The organism is Pseudomonas sp. (assembly GCF_037994325.1).
Lineage (GTDB): Bacteria > Pseudomonadota > Gammaproteobacteria > Pseudomonadales > Pseudomonadaceae > Aquipseudomonas.
On sequence record NZ_JBBNAH010000703.1, the window covers coordinates 1 to 18609 of the forward strand.

General features: G+C 61.9%; 6 protein-coding genes. 2 read left to right on the top strand and 4 right to left on the bottom strand.

The genetic code is table 11. The features are described 5' to 3' along the window. From AAAB16_RS23170 to AAAB16_RS23180, 3 genes are all read right to left on the bottom strand, one after another. The coding region (locus AAAB16_RS23170; RefSeq protein ID WP_340665462.1) for a non-ribosomal peptide synthase/polyketide synthase at positions 1-12486 on the bottom strand (12486 nt) is incomplete at its 3' end. Between the two features lie 43 nt (positions 12487-12529). Next, positions 12530-13288 (bottom strand): alpha/beta fold hydrolase, encoded by a 759-nt coding sequence (locus AAAB16_RS23175; protein WP_340665463.1) that lies wholly within the window; start codon positions 13286-13288, stop codon positions 12530-12532. Between the two features lies 1 nt (position 13289). After that, positions 13290-13508 (bottom strand): MbtH family protein, encoded by a 219-nt coding sequence (locus AAAB16_RS23180; RefSeq protein WP_108098055.1) that lies wholly within the window; start codon positions 13506-13508, stop codon positions 13290-13292. Positions 13509-13773: 265 nt separating this feature from the next. Between AAAB16_RS23180 and AAAB16_RS23185 the strand changes: the two genes are divergently transcribed. Further along, complete coding sequence (locus AAAB16_RS23185; protein ID WP_340665464.1) at positions 13774-14316, top strand: RNA polymerase factor sigma-70; 543 nt, start codon at positions 13774-13776, stop codon at positions 14314-14316. 49 nt (positions 14317-14365) lie between these two features. Here AAAB16_RS23185 and AAAB16_RS23190 read toward each other — a convergent pair whose 3' ends face one another. Further along, positions 14366-15352, bottom strand: coding sequence for a GNAT family N-acetyltransferase (locus AAAB16_RS23190; RefSeq protein ID WP_340665465.1), 987 nt, complete (start codon positions 15350-15352; stop codon positions 14366-14368). Positions 15353-15552: 200 nt separating this feature from the next. On the opposite strand from AAAB16_RS23190, the gene AAAB16_RS23195 reads away from it, so the two are divergent. Continuing rightward, on the top strand, positions 15553-18573 hold the full coding sequence (locus tag AAAB16_RS23195) for a Tc toxin subunit A (protein WP_340665466.1): 3021 nt from the start codon (positions 15553-15555) through the stop codon (positions 18571-18573). Positions 18574-18609: the final 36 nt, after the last annotated feature.

The window sequence follows — 18609 nt, forward strand, 5'->3', positions numbered from 1 at the left end:
CGCCTGCTCATGCAGGCGCGCTTCGATTTCGCCCAGCTCGATACGGAAGCCGCGAATTTTCACTTGATGGTCGATACGGCCCACATACTCCAGCACGCCATCGGCCCGGCGCCGCGCCAAGTCGCCGCTGCGGTACAGGCGCCCTGGGCCAAACGGATTGGGCACAAAGGCTTGTGCGGTGCGTTGTGGGTCGCCGACATAGCCACGACCGACGCCCGTGCCCGCCACACAGAGCTCGCCCACGGCGCCCAGCGGCACCAGTTCCAACGCCGCGTCGACCAGGTACAGGCGGTTGTTGTCAGTGGGATTGCCGATGGGCAAGTAGCTGCCTTCGGTGGAGGCCTGATCGACCCGGAAAAACGCCACGTCGTCCGAGCACTCGGCCGGGCCATAGGCATTGACCAGGCCCACCTCAGGGAAGCGTTGCAGCCATTGTCGCGCCAGCTCCGGTGGCATGGCTTCGCCGGTGGGCAGCAGCCAACGCAGGCTGCTGAGGTCGTGTTGGGTGTCGTCGGCGAGCATGCCCTGAATCAGCGACGGCACGCTTTCCAGCACGCTAATGCGCTGCTCGCCAACATGCGCCAATAACGCCTGCGGATCATGGGCAATAGTGTTCGGCACAATGGCGACGCGGGCGCCAAACAGCGGTGCCGCAAGGAATTGCCACACCGAGATATCGAAGCTTTGCGAAGCGGTCTGCGCGATCACGTCATCGGCGCTGAGGTCGAGATACGGCACCTTGCTCAGTTGGTTATTAAGCATGCCGGCTTGTTCCACCATCACGCCCTTCGGCAAACCGGTGGAGCCAGAGGTGTAGATAACGTAGGCGAGGTTATTCGCCGCGCTATAGATGCCGGGGTTGTGCTGCGGGCCTTGGCCGGCTTGCACCTCTTCCCACACCAGCAAGCGTGGACGGCCGCCGCAGCCGAGTTCTTCCAACAGCTGCACCGCTTGTTCACGGCAGGCGCGGCTGCACACCAGCACGGGCGTGCGGCTCAGTTCGATAATGCGCGTCAGGCGCTGCACGGGGTGGCTGGGGTCCAGCGGCAGATAGCCCGCGCCGGCTTTAAAGCTGCCGACGAGCATGCCGAGCAAATCCACACCGCGTTCGGCCAATAGCGCGACGGGTTGATCCATACGCACACCGGCCGCTACTAGCGCATGACCCAGTTTGTTGGCACGTCGATTGAGTTCGCTGTAGCTCCACTGCTGCTCCAGGCAACTGGCGACGATACGCTGCGGATGCTGCGCCACCTGCGCTTCAAACAAGCGTGCATAGCCTTGTTCGAGCGGATAGGCGCGCTCACTGCGGTTGCAGTCCACCGTCAGTAGTTGCTGTTCAGCGGCGCCGAGTAATGGCAGCTCGGCCATATCACCATGGAAGTGTTCGGCCAGCGCCAACAGCAGGCGTTTGAACTCCGCCAGCAAGCGTTCGATGCTGGCGCCGTCGAAGTAGCGTTGGTCGTAGGACAGGTGCAAGCCCAACTCATCGCCCGGATAGCACACCACCGTCAGCGGGAAGTTGGTGTGGGTACGGCCGGAGTCGGAGGTGGCGTTAAGGCTAAGTGCCTGGTCGAGCACGCCGCTTTCCACCGGGGCGTTTTCAAATACAAACAAGCTGTCGAACAGCGGCTGGCCCTTGGGCAGCTCGCTGCATTCCTGAATCGCCACCAGCGGCAAATACTCGTGCTCGCGCAGGTCCATATTGCTGGCGAACAAGCCGTGCAGCCACTCACGCACGCCCTGCTTTTCACCCACCGCCGGCAGCTTGACCCGCAGCGCCACGCTATTGATAAACAGGCCCACGGTGCGCTGCATGTCCGGCATCCCTACCGGGCGCCCGGCCACGGTGACGCCAAACAGCACATCGCGTTCACCGCTGTAACGGCGCAGCACCAGCGCCCACGCGGCCTGGGCAAAGGTGTTCACGGTGAGCTGATGACGCTGGGCCAATTCACGCAACTGCGCGCCTTCGCTGGCGAGCAAACGGGTGTAGCGATCACCAACAAGCATGCCGCCGCTTTCGCCAGCATGGTCATGCACGATGGGCCTATCACTGGGGATAAAGGTGCTGCGTTCAAAGCCAGCCAGGTTGGCTTGCCACCACTGCCGCGCGCCGTTGAGGTCTTGCTGTTGCAGCCAGCTGATGTAGTCGCGGTAGCGCGGTGCAGGGCTCAGTTGCGGCGCGCGTTGCTCGCCAAGCGCCGCGTAGATTTCAAAGAAATCACTCATCAACAACCCACGGCACCAGGCGTCGATCAGGATGTGGTGGTTACTCATCATGAACCAATAGCGCTCGGCTTCGAGCTTGATCAAGCGCAGGTGAAACGGCGGCCGTTGCAGCAGCTCAAAGCCGGCTTCGCGTTCGCGTTTATGCAGGGCTTGCAGCCGTGCTTCGTGCTCGTCGGCAGGCAGTGCGCTCCAGTCCAGCACCTGCAGTTCAGCGGCACCGGGTTTATGGATGATCTGCAGCATGGCCTCGCCGGCATTCCAGGCAAACGACGCGCGCAGCGCTTCATGGCGTGCCACCACCGCTTGCCAGGCCTGAGCAAAACGCTCGGTGTCCAGGGCGCTATTGATGCGGTAACGGTCCTGCATGTAGTAGATGCCGGTGCCGGGTTCCAGCAGCGTATGCAGCAGCAAGCCTTCCTGCATCGGCGTGAGCGGGTAGATATCGTCGATCTGCGCGGCGGGCACTGGTAGGTGGTCGAGCTGTTCTTGGCTGAGCTGCGCCAAGGGGAAGTCCGACGGGGTAAAGCCGCCATTGCCGGCTTGCAGGCAGTGATCGATCAGGCCGTGCAATTCGCTGATCAGCTCTTGCGCCAGGGCGTGCACGTTGTGTTCACTGTACCGCTCGCGGCTGTAGGTCCAGCGCAATTGCAGCTCGCCACCGTACACCTGGCCGTCAATGCTCAGCTCATTGGGCAATGGCGAATCGGGCGCATGGGCAGCGCCGGTCTCGTCGCCTAGCGGGTGCAGCAAGGCGTCGCCGGCAAAGCTTTGGTCGAATTGGCCCAAGTAGTTAAAGGTCACCTGCGCTTCTGGCAATGCAGCGATAGCGGCGCGGCTGGTAGGGTCGGCCAGGTAGCGTAATACGCCGTAGCCCAGGCCTTTGTGCGGCACGCTGCGCAGCTGTTCTTTGGTGGCTTTGATCGCCGCGCTTAGCTCAGTTGGCGCCTGCAGGCGCAGCGGATAAGCGCTGGTAAACCAACCGACGCTGCGGGTCAGATCCAGCTCATCGAATAGCGCTTCGCGGCCGTGGCCTTCCAACTGCACCAGGGTTGAAGGCAGCCCGGTCCAACGGCATAGCACACGGGCCAAAGCGGTGAGCAGTAGGTCGTTAACCTGGGTGCGATAGGCTGCCGGAGCCTCGTTTAGCAGCTGCCGAGTGCGTTCAGCATCCAGGCGCAGGCTCAGGGTTTGTGCATCGCCTGCGCGGTTGCTGCCTTCTTGGCGAACACCGGGCAACCCGCTAACCGGCCCGCTTAACTGCTGCTGCCACCAGACCAGTTCTTCGCGCAACGACTCGCTGCCGGCATAGGCCTGCAAGCGCGCGGCCCAGTGGCCCATGGCGCTGGTTTTGGCCGGCAGTTGCACGTCGGTTTGGCCGTTGTGCAATTGGCGATAGGCGCTTTGCAGGTCTTCCAGTAGCACACGCCAGGACACGCCATCCACCACTAAGTGATGTATCGCCAACAGCAGTTTCTGCTCGCCGTCCGGTCCTTCCACCAGCACGGCACGTAACAGCGGACCTTGTTGCAGATCGAGGCTGCGCTGGGCTTCAGCAAACAGTGGCGGCGCCTGGTCAAAACTCTGCACTTGGGCGTGCCAGAGCAGTGGTTGGTCATCGGCGCTGTCGCTGTAACTGGCCTGCCAGTAGTCGCCAACTTGGCTAAAGCGCAGGCGCAGCGCGTCGTGTTGTTGCAACAGGCGTTGCAAGCTCTGGCGCAGCAGGCTGGCATCCAGGGTTTGCTGCGGTTGCAGCAGCAACGACTGGTTCCACTGATTGCGCTCGGCCATTTGCGTGGCGAAGAACCACTGCTGAATCGGCGTAAGCGCTGCTTGGCCGGTCAAGGCGCCCTGCTCGCTCAGCACCAGTTGCTGCTCGCTGGCAACAGCGGCCAAGGCTTGCACCGTCTGGTGTTGGAACAAATCACGCGGGCTAAAGTGAATGCCTTGCTGACGGGCACGGCTGACGACTTGAATGGACAGAATCGAGTCGCCGCCCAGCTCAAAAAAGTTATCCGTCAGGCCCACTTGTTTAACGTTGAGCACCTCACGCCAGATCGCCGCCAAGCTGTTTTCCATGGCATTGCGCGGCGCCACATAGTGTTGGCGGTTTTGCTCCAGGTCCGGCGCGGGCAAGGCGCGGCGTTCGACCTTGCCATTGGCGGTCAGCGGCAGGCTTGGCAGCAGCACGGTATAAGTCGGCCACATATGCTCGGGTAGTTGCGCCAGCACATGGCTTTTCAGGCTGTCGCGCAGGGCTTGCTGGTCCGCAACGCTGGCCGTGGCCAACGCCGTACCGATATACGCCACCAACTGTTTGCCGCTAGCGCCGTCCAGGGCCAGCACCACGCAGTCGTTAACCGCACCGTGCTCCAGCAGCCGCGCTTCAATTTCCCCCAGCTCAATACGGAAGCCGCGCACTTTTACTTGCTGGTCGAGACGGCCGACGTATTCGAGTAGGCCATCGGCGCGCTGGCGCACCAAGTCGCCGGTGCGATACAGCCTCCCGCCCGCCGTACTGTTGGCAAACGGGTTAGGCACAAAACGTTCAGCCGTCAGCGCCGGGCGGGCGTGGTAACCACGGGCCAAGCCGGCGCCGCCGATATACAACTCGCCGGTTGAACCGGGCGGCACCAGGGCCAGGTCGGCGTCCAGCACATAGGCGGTGCGCGCCCCGACCACGCTACCGATGGCGACGCTGCTAACGCCCTCTGCCACCTGTTCAGGTGCCAGACTGGCCATCGGCATTACCACCGTTTCCGTCGGCCCATAGGCGTTGAAAAACTGCTGCGGCGCAAAGCCGCCACGGATACGTTGCAGATGCTCACCGGTCAGCGCTTCGCCGCCGGTGATGCACAGGCGCACCGGCAGTTGCTCGTTACGGCTGGCCAGCCACTGGGCCAATTGGCTGCCATAGCTGGGGGTAAAGCCAAGAATGCTGACGCGGTGTTGGCGGATCAGCGCGCAAATCTCCTCCGCGCCCCACTGCCCCTGGCCGCGCAGCACCACGTGGGCGCCACACAGCAGCGGCGTCAGCAGGCGTTCACTGGCGGCGTCGAAGTTGATCGAATAGAAATGCAGCTCGCAGTCATCGCTGCGCATACCAAAGCGTTGGATCACCGCGCGGCAGTGCATGGCAATTTCGCCGTGGCTGACCGCTACACCTTTGGGTTTGCCAGTAGAGCCGGAGGTGTAGATCAAATAGGCCTGGTGCAGCGGCGAACTAAGGTCGCGTGGTGGTGTAGACGGCAAGTCCGCAAGGCGCTGTTCGGCCATGCAGCAACGCACCACGTTGCCAGGCAAATCACCCAGGGCAGCGAACAGCTCGGCCTGGCCAAGTAGCAGGCCAATGCCGCTGTCTTCAATCATGTAATGCAGGCGTTCCAGCGGGTATTCCGGGTCGAGCGGCACATAGGCGCCACCGGCTTTAAGAATCGCCAGCAGGCCGACCACCAACTCGGTGGAACGCGGCAAGGCCAGACCCACTCGCACTTCCGGCCCTACGCCTTGTTCGCGTAATAGATGGGCCAGGCGGTTGGCCTGGGCATCCAGCTCGGCGTAGCTCAGGCTGGCGTCGGCAAAGGTCAGCGCCGGGGCATCTGGCGTAGCAGCGGCCTGGGCGGCAAACAGCTGATGCACGGTGGCGTCGAGTAGATGCTCGCCCGCCTCTTCACCGAGATTAGCCAGCAGTTGCTGCTGTTCGTCCGCTGCCAACAGCGGCAATTCGGCCAAGCGTTGTTGCGGTGCCGCCAGCATGGCTTCCAGCAGATTGACCCAGTGCGCGGCCATACGCGCAATACGCGGCTCGTCGAACAGGTCGCAGCTGTAGGTAAAGCAGCAGCCCAGGCGATGGTCGAGGTCGGTGACTTCCAGGTTGAGGTCGAACTTGGTCGCCCGCGCATCGTTGGCAATATATTCCACGGTCATGCCCGCCAGTTCGCGGGTTTGCTGGAACTCCCAGCGCTGTACGTTGCACATCACCTGGAACAGCGGGTTATAGGCGGCACTGCGCGGCGGCTGTAACGCTTCCACTAGATGATCAAAGGGCAGGTCTTGGTGGGATTGGCCTTCAATAACGGTATGGCGCACCTGATCAAGCAGTTGGCTAACGGTGAGCTGCCCATCCACCTGGCAGCGCAGCACCTGGGTGTTAAGGAAGGCGCCAATCAGCCCTTCGCTTTCCGGGCGAATACGGTTGGCCACCGGCGCGCCGATACGCAGATCGGTCTGGCCGCTGTAGCGGTGCAGCAAGGTGGCCAGGGTGGCGGTCATGGTCATAAACAGGGTCAGACCATGGGCGGCGTTAAAGGCACGCAAGCGTTGGGCTAACTCTGGATTCAGGTCAAAGCGATAGAGCTCACCGCGATGGCTTTGCACAGCTGGCCTTGGGCGGTCGCCGGGCAGGTCAAGCACCGGGTGTTCGTGGCCCAGTTGCGCGGTCCAGTAAGCCAGCTGACGCTCGCGCTCACCCGCTTCCATCCACTGCCGCTGCCATTGGCTGTAGTCGAGGTACTGCACAGCCAGGGGCGCCAGGGGCGACTCGCGCTCGTCGACAAAGGCCTCATACAACGCCGCCAACTCGCGGGCGAAGATATCCATGGCCCAGCCTTCGGTGGCGATATGGTGCAGGGTCAGCACCAGGTAATGCTCGCGCTCGGCGCATTTAACGATGCTGGCGCGCAGCAGCGGGCCGCTTTCCAAGTTGAATGGCCGGTGGGCATCGGCGTCGGCAAACTGCTGCAAGCGTTGTTGGCGCTCGTCCGGCGCCAGCTTGGAATAATCCTGCCAACCCAGGCGCACGCTGGACTGCGGCGAGACGCACTGATAGGCGATGCCATCGCAGCTTGGGAAGGTGGTGCGCAGGGTTTCATGGCGTTGAATCAACGCCTGCAAGGCGGCCTCAAACTGCGCCACATGCAAGGCGCCGCTGAACTTGGCCAGGCCGCCGACGTTATAGGCCGGGCTGTCGGGCTCCAGTTGCCAGAGGAACCACATGCGTTGCTGCGAATAGGACAGCGGCAGTTGCTGGTTACGAGCAACGATGGCGATGGCGTGTTGGCTATTGCGTTGGCCCGCTGCCTGCGCTGCTTCTACCTGCGCGCTAAACCCTTCGAGCGTGCTGGCTTCAAACAACGCCCGCAACGGCAGCTCGACATCGCAAACCTGACGGGTGCGGGACACGATCTGCGTAGCCAGCAACGAGTGGCCGCCAAGCTCGAAGAAATCATCGGCCAGGCCAACTTGCTGCAAGCCCAACACCTCGCGCCAAATGGCCGCGATCTGCACCTGCAACGGCGTGCTCGGGGCGATGTGCTGACGCTGCTGCCACACTGGTTCTGGCAAGGCGCGGCGGTCTAGTTTGCCCGCTGGGCTGAGGGGCATTTGCTCCAGGCGCAGCAGGTGGCTGGGCACCATATAGTCGGGCAACTGCGCGGCCAGGGCGGCGAGCAACTGTGCGCTTTGCGTGGCTTCCGGTGTACTGGAAGTGCCGGTGTAGTAGCCGATTAATTGCGGCCCGGCATGGCCATCACGAATCAGCACAACGGCTTGGCCAACCCCCGCCTCGGCTAGCAAGCGCGCTTGAATTTCCTCCGGCTCGATACGGAAGCCGCGCAGTTTTACCTGCTGGTCGAGACGACCCAGGTATTCCAGCGCACCATCGGCGCCCCAGCGCACACGGTCGCCAGTGCGATACAAACGCGCGCCGGGCTCGCCAAGTGGGTCAGCAATAAAACGCTCAGCCGTCAGCCCCGGCCGCCCGAGATAACCACGGGCCAAGCCGGCGCCACCAATGCACAACTCCCCCGCTACACCGATGGGCACCGGCTGCAACTCGGCATCCAACACATAGCAGCGCACATTGCCCAACGGCCGGCCGATGGGCGAGCGCTCGCCATCGCTGGCCTGGCAGTGCCAGTGGGTAACGTTGATCGCGGTTTCGGTCGGGCCGTAGCGGTTATGCAGCGCCACGTCGGGCAGCGCCGTCAGCACGCGATCCCGCAGGGCCGCCGGCAGCGCTTCACCACCGGAAAACAGATGACGCAGGCTGGTGCACTGCTGCACCTCGGCCTCTTGGATAAACAGCTGCAACAGCGGCGGCACAAAATGCAGCGTAGTCACACCAAATTCACGCACCAATTGCAGCAGACGCTGCGGGTCGCGGTGCTCGCCTGGCGCAGCAAGGAGCAAACGCGCGCCGGTAATCAGCGGCCAGAAGCACTCCCACACCGATACGTCGAAACTCACCGGCGCTTTTTGCATCAGCACATCGCTGGTATCCAGTTGGTAAGTCGCTTGCATCCACGCCAAGCGCTCGGCCAGCGCCCCATGGGTTACGCCTACGCCCTTGGGTTGGCCGGTGGAGCCGGAGGTGTAGATCACATAAGCCAGGTTATCGCCGCTCACCCCGGCGCCGTATGCCCCGTAGGGTGTGCTATGCGCATCAAGCGCTGTATCGGCCTGCGCACCAAGCAATGAATCGGTAAGCGCGTCGAGGTCGAGCACCTCAACGTTGGCCGGCACCGGCAAGGCGTCGCGCAAATGGGTTTGTGTGAGCAGCAGTTTTGCACCGCTGTCTTCAAGCATGTAGGCCAGGCGCTCGCGGGGGTAATCGGCATCCAGCGGCACATAGGCGCCACCGGCTTTGATAATGGCCAGCAGGCCAATCAACAGCTGCGGCGAGCGCTCGGCGGCAATCGCCACGCGCACATCGGGACCAACACCAAGACCACACAAATGCTCGGCCAGGTAATTGGCTTGAGCGTGCAATTGCCCATGGGTAAGGCTGCCGTTTTGCCAGAGCAACGCAGTGGCGTCGGCACGCTTTTGCACCTGATGCTCCAGGGCGATGGGCAGCAGTTTTTCTGCCGCCGGCATTGGCGCTCTGCCCCATTCCGCCAGCTGACGCTGCTCGTGTTCGCCAAGCAGTTGAATATCGCCAATGGCCAGTTGCGGTTGCTCGGCCACCTGGTGCAACAGGCTGACCAGGCGCTGCGCCAACTGCTCGATGGTGGCGGCGTTAAACAGTTCGTCGGCATAGTCAAAGGACAAGGTCAGGCGCCCCTTGCCGTCTTCTTCGCTGTGCAGTTGCAGGTCGAACTTGGCTTCGCGGCTGTGCCAGGGCAGCTCATGGGCGAGCAAACCAGGCAGGCGGCGCAGGCTGCTGAGGTCGCGCTGCTGGTGGTTAAACATCACCTGGAACGGCGCTTGCCCACCGAGCGCTTGCACCAATTGATCAAACGGCAAATCCTGATTGGCCTGGGCGCCCAACGTAGCGGTGCGGGCATTGCTCAACACATCGGTAAACGACTGGCGCGTATGCAGCTCAACGCGCAGCACCAAGGTGTTGATAAAGAACCCCAGCAAGCCCTGAGTTTCCCGGCGCAGACGGTTGGCGCCGGGCACGCCGATACGCACATCGCCCTGGCCGGTGTGGCGCAGCAGCAGGGCTTGGAAGCCTGCCAGTAGCAGCATAAACAGCGTGGCCTGCTGGCCCTGGGCGACTTGGCGCAAGCGCTGGCCCAGGGCATCGTCAAGCTTCCAGGTATAACGTGCTGCGCTATGTTGGCGCTGTGCGCTACGGGGGTAATCCAGCGGCAGCTGCAACGCTGGCGCGTCATCGCCGAGCTGTTCGCGCCAGTAGGCCAGTTGCCGCTGCCCTTCCCCTTCGGCCAGCCACTGGTGCTGCCAACTGGCGAAGTCGGCATAACCCAAGGGCAGCGCCGCCAACTCGGCCGGCTGGCCGCCGCAGGCTTCGGCGTACAGGCGCGAGAATTCGTCGAGCAGCACGGTCAGCGACCAACCATCAGCGACGATATGGTGCAGGGTCACCAGCAGTTGCTGCTCGTCATCGGCCAGGCGCAGCAGGGTAACGCGCAGCAGCGGCCCGGTTTGTAGATCGAACGGCGCGGCCGCTTCCTGCTCACGGATGTCGGCGGCTTCGGCGCTTTGTTCACTGCCATTGAGGTGACGCAGGTCGACTTCGCGAATCTGCAGTTCGGCGCTGGGCAGAACACGCTGCAGGGCTTGGCCGTTCTCTTCGAGGAAAACCGTGCGCAGCGCTTCATGGCGTTGGATTAAACCGGTGAAGCTGGCCCGCAGGGCGTGGTCGTCCAGCTCGCCACGCAGGTGCAGGCCGCCAGGGATGTTGTAGGCGGCGCTAGTGGGGTCCATCTGCCAGAGAAACCACAGGCGGTTTTGTGCCGGTGATTGCGGCAGGTTCTGGTTGCGCGGCAGGCGTGACATCAAGCCTTCGGCAGTGGCGCCCTTTGCGATCTGCTCAGCGATTTGCTGGCTGAAGCCGGCGAGGTCGCGGGTTTCGAATAGGTGGCGCAATTCCAGGCTGACGCCGAGTTGATCGCGCAATTGCGCCATCACTTGTGCGGCGCTGATGGAGTTGCCGCCGAGGAGGAAAAAGTTGTCGGTGGCGGCGATGCTGGGCACGTGCAGGTGCTCGCTCCATATCGCCGCGATTTGTTCATGCAGCGCCTGCGTGGTGCGCGCAGCACACCCTACGGGAGCGGTGTTCTCGTAGGGTGTGCTGTGCGCACCACGCGATAGAGCGCTGTGCGCTGGGAATTGCGCGTAGCTATCCAGGCTGCCGTCGAGCAGGCCGCTGCGGCAGGCGGAGCGTTGCAGCTTGCCGCTGGAGGTTTTTGGCAAGGCGCCGGGGTTAAGCAAAATCACCGTGCGCGGCGCTTCCTGGTAAGCCTCGGCCACGGCTTGGCGAATGGCATTGATCAGTTCGTCGGCCGCTATATTTTTCTGCACGCTGCGGCCGATTTCGGCGGCGATGCCGATGCCCTCTTCGCCGTTTTGCTGCACGGCGAACGCAGCCACGCGGCCTTTGCGCACATGGCTGACGTCGGTTTCTACCGTGCGTTCGATATCCTGCGGGTAGAGGTTATGGCCACGGACGATGAGCATGTCCTTCAAGCGCCCGCTGATATACAACTCACCATCGCACAAGGCGCCAAGATCGCCGGTGCGCAGCCAGGTAAGGCCGTCCCTTTCCACAAAGCTTTTTGCCGTCGCTTCGGGGTTACGCCAGTAACCGTGGGCGATACTCGGGCCGCTGGCCCAGACTTCGCCAACCTGGTTATCGCCCAACACAGTGAGGCTGTGCGGGTCGACGATTTGCACCTGATGCAGTGGGCGCGGTGAGCCGCAGCTCAGTAGCAGGCTGTCGCCGCCGCTTTCGATGCGATTGCGGGTTAATGCCTGGGCGTCTACGCCCAAGGCCGGAATGCCCTGGCCGCGTGTGCCACTGGTGACGTACAGCGTCGCCTCAGCCAGGCCATAGCAGGCGAGATAGCTGCTGGCGGCGAAACCACATGCGACGAATTTTTCCGCGAAGCGGTCCAGGCTGTCTTGGCGAATGGGTTCGGAACCGGAAAACGCCACGCGCCAGCCACTCAGGTCCAGCCGCTCCAGGGCCGATTCGCTGACCCGCTCGCTGCACAGGCGATATGCAAAATCCGGCCCGCCACTGACGGTGCCGCCAAAACGGCTAATGGCCTCCAGCCAACGCACGGGGCGTTCAAGGAAGGTTTTTGGCGACATCAATACGCAGGGCACGCCGCTGAAGATCGGTTGCAGCAGGCCGCCGATCAGGCCCATGTCGTGGTACAGCGGTAGCCAGCTGACGATTACATCGTCGGCGCCAATACCGAAGCCTTGGCGAATCAGCAGCTCGTTGGCGAGCAGATTGCCATGGCTGACTTGCACGCCTTTGGGCAGCGCGGTAGAGCCGGAGGTGTATTGCAGAAAGGCAATGTCGTCAGGTTGTAGTTCGGGGGCTTGCCAGGTATCGGCCAGGTCGTCACTGAGGGTGTCGACGCAGAGCAGCTCGGGCGCCTTGTCGATGTGTTGCAGGGTTTGCCGTTGGTCGCTGCTGGTCAGCACCAGGCGCGGTTCGGCGTCGGCGATGATCGACAGCAAACGCAACTGGTGCTGGTGGCGCGAGGACTCCGGCGGATAGGCCGGCACGGCGATTACACCGGCGTACAGGCAACCGAAGAAGGCCGCAACATAGTCCGGGCCGCTGGGGAACAGCAGTACAGCACGATCGCCCAGGTTGGCCTGCGCTTGCAGCGCAGCGGCAATGCTGCGCGCGCGGCGGTCCAGTTCGGCGTAACTCAGCACCAAGCCTTCGCCGTCGTCGCCATCCAGAAAGCGCAAAGCCAGTGTCTGCGGCTGTTGCGCCGCGCGGCGTTGCAGGGCGTGAACCAAAGTGCGGGGCAATTCAGACAGAGACATGGGCTATTCCTGGGTGCAATCGGGCGGGCTATGGGCGTTGGGTTTAACTGGCGACGCGGGGAATCGGGCGGTTTTGCCGGGCGTGGTGGCGCAACACATGTTGCTCGGCGTAGCGGCGCAGGCAGCGCAACAACGGCGCTTCCTGGCTCTGCAAAAAGAAGTGGCCGCCGGCAAACATATCCAGGGAAAAACCACTGGCGGTTTCGCATTGCCAATCGAGTAATTCATCGACGCTGATGCGGTCGTCTTTGCCGCCAAATACATGGATGGCGGCTTGCAGCGCTGGGCGCGGGGTGTACTGGTAACTACCGGCGACGAGAAAATCAGCGCGCAGAATCGGCAGCATCAGCTCGAGTAATTCGCTGTTGGCCAAGGCGTCTTCGGGAGTGCCTTGCAGGCTGCGCAGTTTGGCGATCAATTCGGCGTCGGACTTGGCTTCGCGGTACTCGCTAACATCGCGACGCGCCGGACCGGCGGTGGCGGAGATCAGCAGACACAGCGGTTCAGCCACGCCACGGGCCTTGAGCGCATGGACCAACTCGAAAGCCAGCAGGCCGCCGAGGCTATGGCCGAACAGCGCGTAGGGTGTGCTCAAGTCGCTGGCGATTTCATCGGCCAGCTGGTTGATCAGCGTGGGCAGATGGCTGTGCAAGGGTTCGTCCATGCGCAGGCCGCGGCCGGGCAATTCCAGCGGCTGCACCTGTAACCACGCGGGCAAACGCTTGCGCCAGCGGTGGTAGAACATGGCGCTGGCACCGGAGTACGGCAGGCACAGCAAACGCAGGGTGGCGGGCGCGTTCACCTCAGGCGACCACTGCATCCTGGTCCATCTTCTGGCGCAGGCTGAGCGGGCGCATATCGGTCCAGTGCTGCTCGATATAGGCCAGGCAATCCTTCTTCAAACCGCTCATCCCCACCGCCCGCCAGCCAGCGGGAATGGCCTTGTAATCAGGCCACAGCGAGTACTGCTCTTCGCCGTTGATGACCACTTGGAAAATCACGTCGTCGCGATCAAACACCATGTTTTTTCTCCCTGTTGCTCGGGCAACTTGCGCGAGCTTTCACAGTGGAGAACGGACGGCGAAGAAAAATAATTAACTCATTTCACGCGGATTTTTCTGGTCTTTCGTGTCGCGAAAAAATCATTTTTACGTCACCGGGCTGCAACTCAGAAAACTCAAGATTAACTCGCATTTGACAATCATTATCATTGGACATAGTTTGTTACCCCGCTCGCAGGCAGCCTCCTGCAAGCGTTTAACTGCCCTCGGTAGCAAGGTGAATTCCATGACGGAACAACTGTCCACAAGCACGTGCGATACACCGCTCTTCCAAGCGTTCGTCGACAATCGATCCATTTTGGTCAAGGTAGCCACGCGTATTACCGGCTGCCGCTCACGCGCTGAAGATGTGGTGCAAGACGCCTATTTCAGGCTGCATTCGGCCCCGCAAATCACTTCGTCGTTCAAGGCCCAGCTCAGTTACCTGTTCCAAATCGTGCGCAATTTGGCCATCGACCATTACCGCAAACAGGCGCTTGAACAGCGCTACACCGGCAGCGAAGAAGAAGGCCTGAATGTGGTCACCCACAACGCCTCGCCCGAAGCCTTGCATATCAACTACGCGACGCTGGAGCACATCGCCGACGCCCTCGGCCAGTTGCCCGCGCGCACCCGTTATGCCTTTGAAATGTACCGCCTGCACGGCGTGCCACAGAAAGACATCGCACAAGAATTAGGCGTATCACCGACCCTGGTGAACTTTATGATTCGCGATGCATTGGTGCACTGCCGCAAGGTGGCGAAAGCCGAGCATGAGCAGCAGGCGTAAGTGCAGATCGGGTCGGTCCGCGTTCGGTGAGCACGCGGACCGACTCGACCTAGCGCAACACGCACCGATCAAAAAACCGCTCCCGCTCAATCGCCATTAACGCCGCGCGTTTATGCGGAAAATCGAACTCTTTCTGGCAGTAAAAACCCGCGCTGTGCATATGCCCGATCATTCGCGCATTGTCGGCGCGCGGCTCTGCGACCACCCGTTGGGTGCGCGGGTCATCCAAGAATAAAAAGTGTGTCAACGCCGTCAGCCAGCTCGCCACTTTGTGCGGGCCGCGATGGCTGTCTTCGCCTACCAACATATGCATACCACGGTCGTAATCACCCGCTGCGTAGAACGGCGCGATGCGGTCTTCTTTCGCCCAATAGGCCTCGAAATAGGCAAACGGCTGATCGTCGAAACAGCCGATCAGCGTCAGCGTATGCGGGTCGCGTTCGAGCTTTTCCAGGTACTGACGATGCTGCGCAAGCGTGCCGCCCTCCTGCCAGAACTCCAATACCCGTGGGCTATTTTGCCAACGATTGAACCGCTCTAAATCGCTATCGATATCCAGCGCCCGCAGGGCAATCCAGCTGCCCAAGCGCGCATCGAAGCGGCGGTATAACTCGCCCACAGGTTTCGGCGCACGCCGCGGGTGGCGCTTGCCCTCACTGATGACCATGTGCTGCGGGTAAACCGCGCCCTGCCCGGTCAATAACCATGGCTGCGGCAACTGCCAAAACGCGCTGCGAGCAGTGCTTAAAGCGCCGTCGGCATCACGGCTAATCAAGCCGCTTTGCAGTGTTTCAACCGCCACGGCTGGCGCATTCCAGCACAGTGTTTGACAGGCCTCATCGCGGGCAAACAGCCAGTAGGCGATCAACCATAGCGCCTGCGCCGACAGCGCCTCTGTGGCCGTAACGTACAACGGCTCGCCGGCTTGCAGCTGCACATGAATGGGCTCGTGCAGGTCGAGTTGCAGGTGCAAGGCGCCAGCACTTTCATCGCCGTGCAGGCATTGGCCGGTAGGGAGTGGCAGGGTATGCATCATGTCGGGCGGCTCACAAAAAGGGGCGATACCTAATGGGACGTCGTCCCGACAGGAAAATTTAACCTGTCCGGCACAAGCGACGGTTTCGACCGCTATTTGTGAGCAGCGTCCTTCAAAACTGCGCGCCGCATCTGGCAGCTAAACCCTGGCGCTGCAACCTACAGTTCGTCCTCGCGCAAACGGATTGAAGGAACAGCAAAATGCCGCTTACCCAGCCAATGAGTGCCTTGGAAAACAGCTGTCGACTGACCTCGGGAACATTGGCCGAACTGGGCCTGCTCAGCTTGCAAGATATCCTCACGCACAGCGAACCGGCATTTATCAGCCGCTATGCACAAGCGCTGACCCGCGCGCGAGCCAAGGCCGTCTACCGCAGCGCACAAAGCGCCCGGCAGCAGTTGATCAAACTGTTCCAGCGTGAGGGCCGCCAGGGCTCGCCCCTCGCCGCCCAGGCCAATGCCGTTAGGGCTGCGCGAACCTTCGGTTCGGTATTTGACGCCAACTCACCGACCTGGTCTTCGCAATTTCCGGAAAAAACCACCGTGGTGGCCCCCGGCAGCCTTGGCGATTCCTCGTCGCCAGCCTCCTATGCCGCCAGCCTGTATGCCCTGGCCATGCAGCTAGAAGCTGTAACCCCCACAGACACCGCACGAATCACCCTCGCCAGCAGGCGCCCCGAATTAGGCGATACCCTGCTCAGTGACGTGACGGTCAATCAGGTGCTGGCCAAGCTGGATATTGTTAACCGCACCTTGCAAAGCGGCCTCGACAACAGCAAAAACAACCAAGCCCTGGTCAAACAACTGCAACTCCAGGGCGTTCTTCCCTCCAGCGTCACGCAACTGCCCAGCGATGCATTGCTCGCCCGCCTGCACTACCCCGGCCAAGCCCTTCCCTACCATGAACCACACGACCAGGTTGTCACTGGCCTCGCCGAACAAACAACCGACCTGGCCGCGTTGACCCAGGCGGTACACGCCGATAAGCCGTTATTTTGTGGCGACGAAGGCGATGTCGAACTAGCCAATCGCCTGTTGCAACAGGCTGCGGGCTTGAGCCCCGCACAGGTTGCCCTGGTAATCCAGCCACCGGCATTTGCAAGCACAGCATCGACCGCAACGGCCTTTCTCGCCTACAACTTCGGCGTGGTCAATGCCGATAGCCTCAACCAGCTACCGACCTTCTCCCAGGCCACAGCCTTGCCCACCGCACAGGTACTGGAACTGTTCTGTGCAGCAGGAGTGGGCGGGCAAAACACCTCCGTGGTCGCATCCCCCAACGTTCCTCAGGCAACGCCTGCGCCTTATCGCTATGGCGCCGTATTTATTCACGGCGGCAAGTTGCCCGGGCTGGCCCTAAGGCAGGACAAAAACAGCGAGCCGATCAGCATCGACGGTTTACAGACCAGCAGCGGGGTGCTGTATGACCGCTACGACCGTATTAACCGCCTGGTGCGCCTACAGCGCCAGACCGGCCTGGCGTTTGATCAGCTGGATACGCTGCTGGTGGCAGCGATGCATGCCGAAGGCCAGAACAATCAAGCCCTCAACATGAACACCCATACGGTACGCACCTTGGGTTTTTATCAGACCTGGAACGCGGCCTATGGCCTTAGCGCGCAAGAGCTAAGCGCCATTTTGTACCAGCTGTCACCCTACGCGACAGGCACTGCGGTGCCGCCGTTTGATCGCCTGTTCAACCCGCGCAGCAGCACTGCTCAAGCCGCGTTGCAGCTCGACAACCTGACCTTCAGTTACACCGCCACCGACGGTGCCGATGCGTTGACGGTGCGCCAGCTATGCGCCGGCCTAAACCTTAGCGAAACAGAGTTTTTGTTACTGGCTGAGCAGGTGAATAACGCGCAAAAACTGGTTAAAGACAAGCTCGTGCGCAGCTTGCCCGTTGTCTCCGCTCTGTACCGACTGAGCACCGTCGCCAAGCGGCTAAAACTGCGGGTAGCGGACATGCTTGCGCTGTTGCAGCTAATGCCGCGGGGCAGACTATTGCTGCTGCAACTGGCGGGCATTGCGCAACTGGCTGAATTGGACGACAAGGGCCAAGCAAAGGCGGCAGACCTGCTTAATGACCTGCAAGCGCTGGCGCAACTGCTCGATTGGTTAAAGGCCCAGCAGTTAACTGTGGTCGACCTGTGGATTTTGCTGGCGCCGCCGCCGAGCGTGCTCGCCCCCAGCCCCAGGGAAGTGGCGTTGGTCAACGATATTAACGGGCACCTGGGCAACATCCGTCTGGATGCCAACCGCCTGCAGAACGCGGGCTTACCGACAGCCGACCAGGCAGGCGTCACGTTGGACTGGTTGGCCCTGCTCAGCGCCAACAGCGGCGGCGTCAGTGATCAATACGGCCTGATCCGTCTGGAAGACAGCGTCGAGCGCAACAATGCCGTAGCCGCCATCGTTGCGGCCCTTAACCTGTCAAACAGCGACAAGAGCGCGGCGCTGGTGATTCTGTCGGCGCTTCTGGATAGCGTGCTAGGCAGCCAACAAGCGCTGCTCGACACGCAGGTGGGCACGCTTCTGGCCGTTGCTCATGGCACGGTATCGGCCATGTTGTCCTGCCTGAAACTGAGCAGTTATGCCTTGCTCAATGCCTGCCAGGCGCTAAATAAATCCGCGCTTACCCCGGCCGATATTCCGCAAACACTAATGGTCCCGCTCAATCTCTTGGGCCGCTACAGCCTGCTGGTCAGCCACTATCGGTTGACGCCCGCCACTCTGGTGCTAATGAGCACGCTACTGCCGGCGTTTGGCGGCGACATCAGCCTGAGCTTATCGCTACTGCCCGTGCTGGCCGACTACGTCGCCTGGCGCCAGGCAGCGAGTAGCGAAGACCTTGTGCTGCAGTATCTGCGCGATGCCAACGCCAGCCCGCCGTTAAGCGCCAGTGCAGCCAGCGCCAGACTGGCCAGCATGCTGGAGGCCGATGCCGGCGTTGTGCAACAGGCCGTCGACCTGATCAACCAAAGCCGCGCAGGGCAAGGACTGGCGACCACGGTGCCGCAAGTGGGGCACGTGCTGCGTCTGCTCGACAGCGCTGCGAACACCGGCCTGTCCATCAACTTGCTACAGCAGGTCAGCAATCTGGACCTTGCGCAAAACGCCCTGCCCGACCAGGCAACGGATGACACCGTCTTCGCCAACTGGCGGAGCGCCGGTCTCGCTGTCATGGCCACGTTAACGCTTGGCCGTAACGAGCAAACGTGAAGGCCGTGCGCTAACACCCGCAGACCTCCCGTTAAA

Bases quoted from the DNA above. Each gene is read 5' to 3' on its own strand.
- AAAB16_RS23185 (WP_340665464.1), top strand. From the start codon at position 13,774: ATGACGGAACAACTGTCCACAAGCACGTGCGATACACCGCTCTTCCAA.
- AAAB16_RS23195 (WP_340665466.1), top strand. From the start codon at position 15,553: ATGCCGCTTACCCAGCCAATGAGTGCCTTGGAAAACAGCTGTCGACTG.
- AAAB16_RS23180 (WP_108098055.1), bottom strand. From the start codon at position 13,508: ATGGTGTTTGATCGCGACGACGTGATTTTCCAAGTGGTCATCAACGGC.
- AAAB16_RS23190 (WP_340665465.1), bottom strand. From the start codon at position 15,352: ATGATGCATACCCTGCCACTCCCTACCGGCCAATGCCTGCACGGCGAT.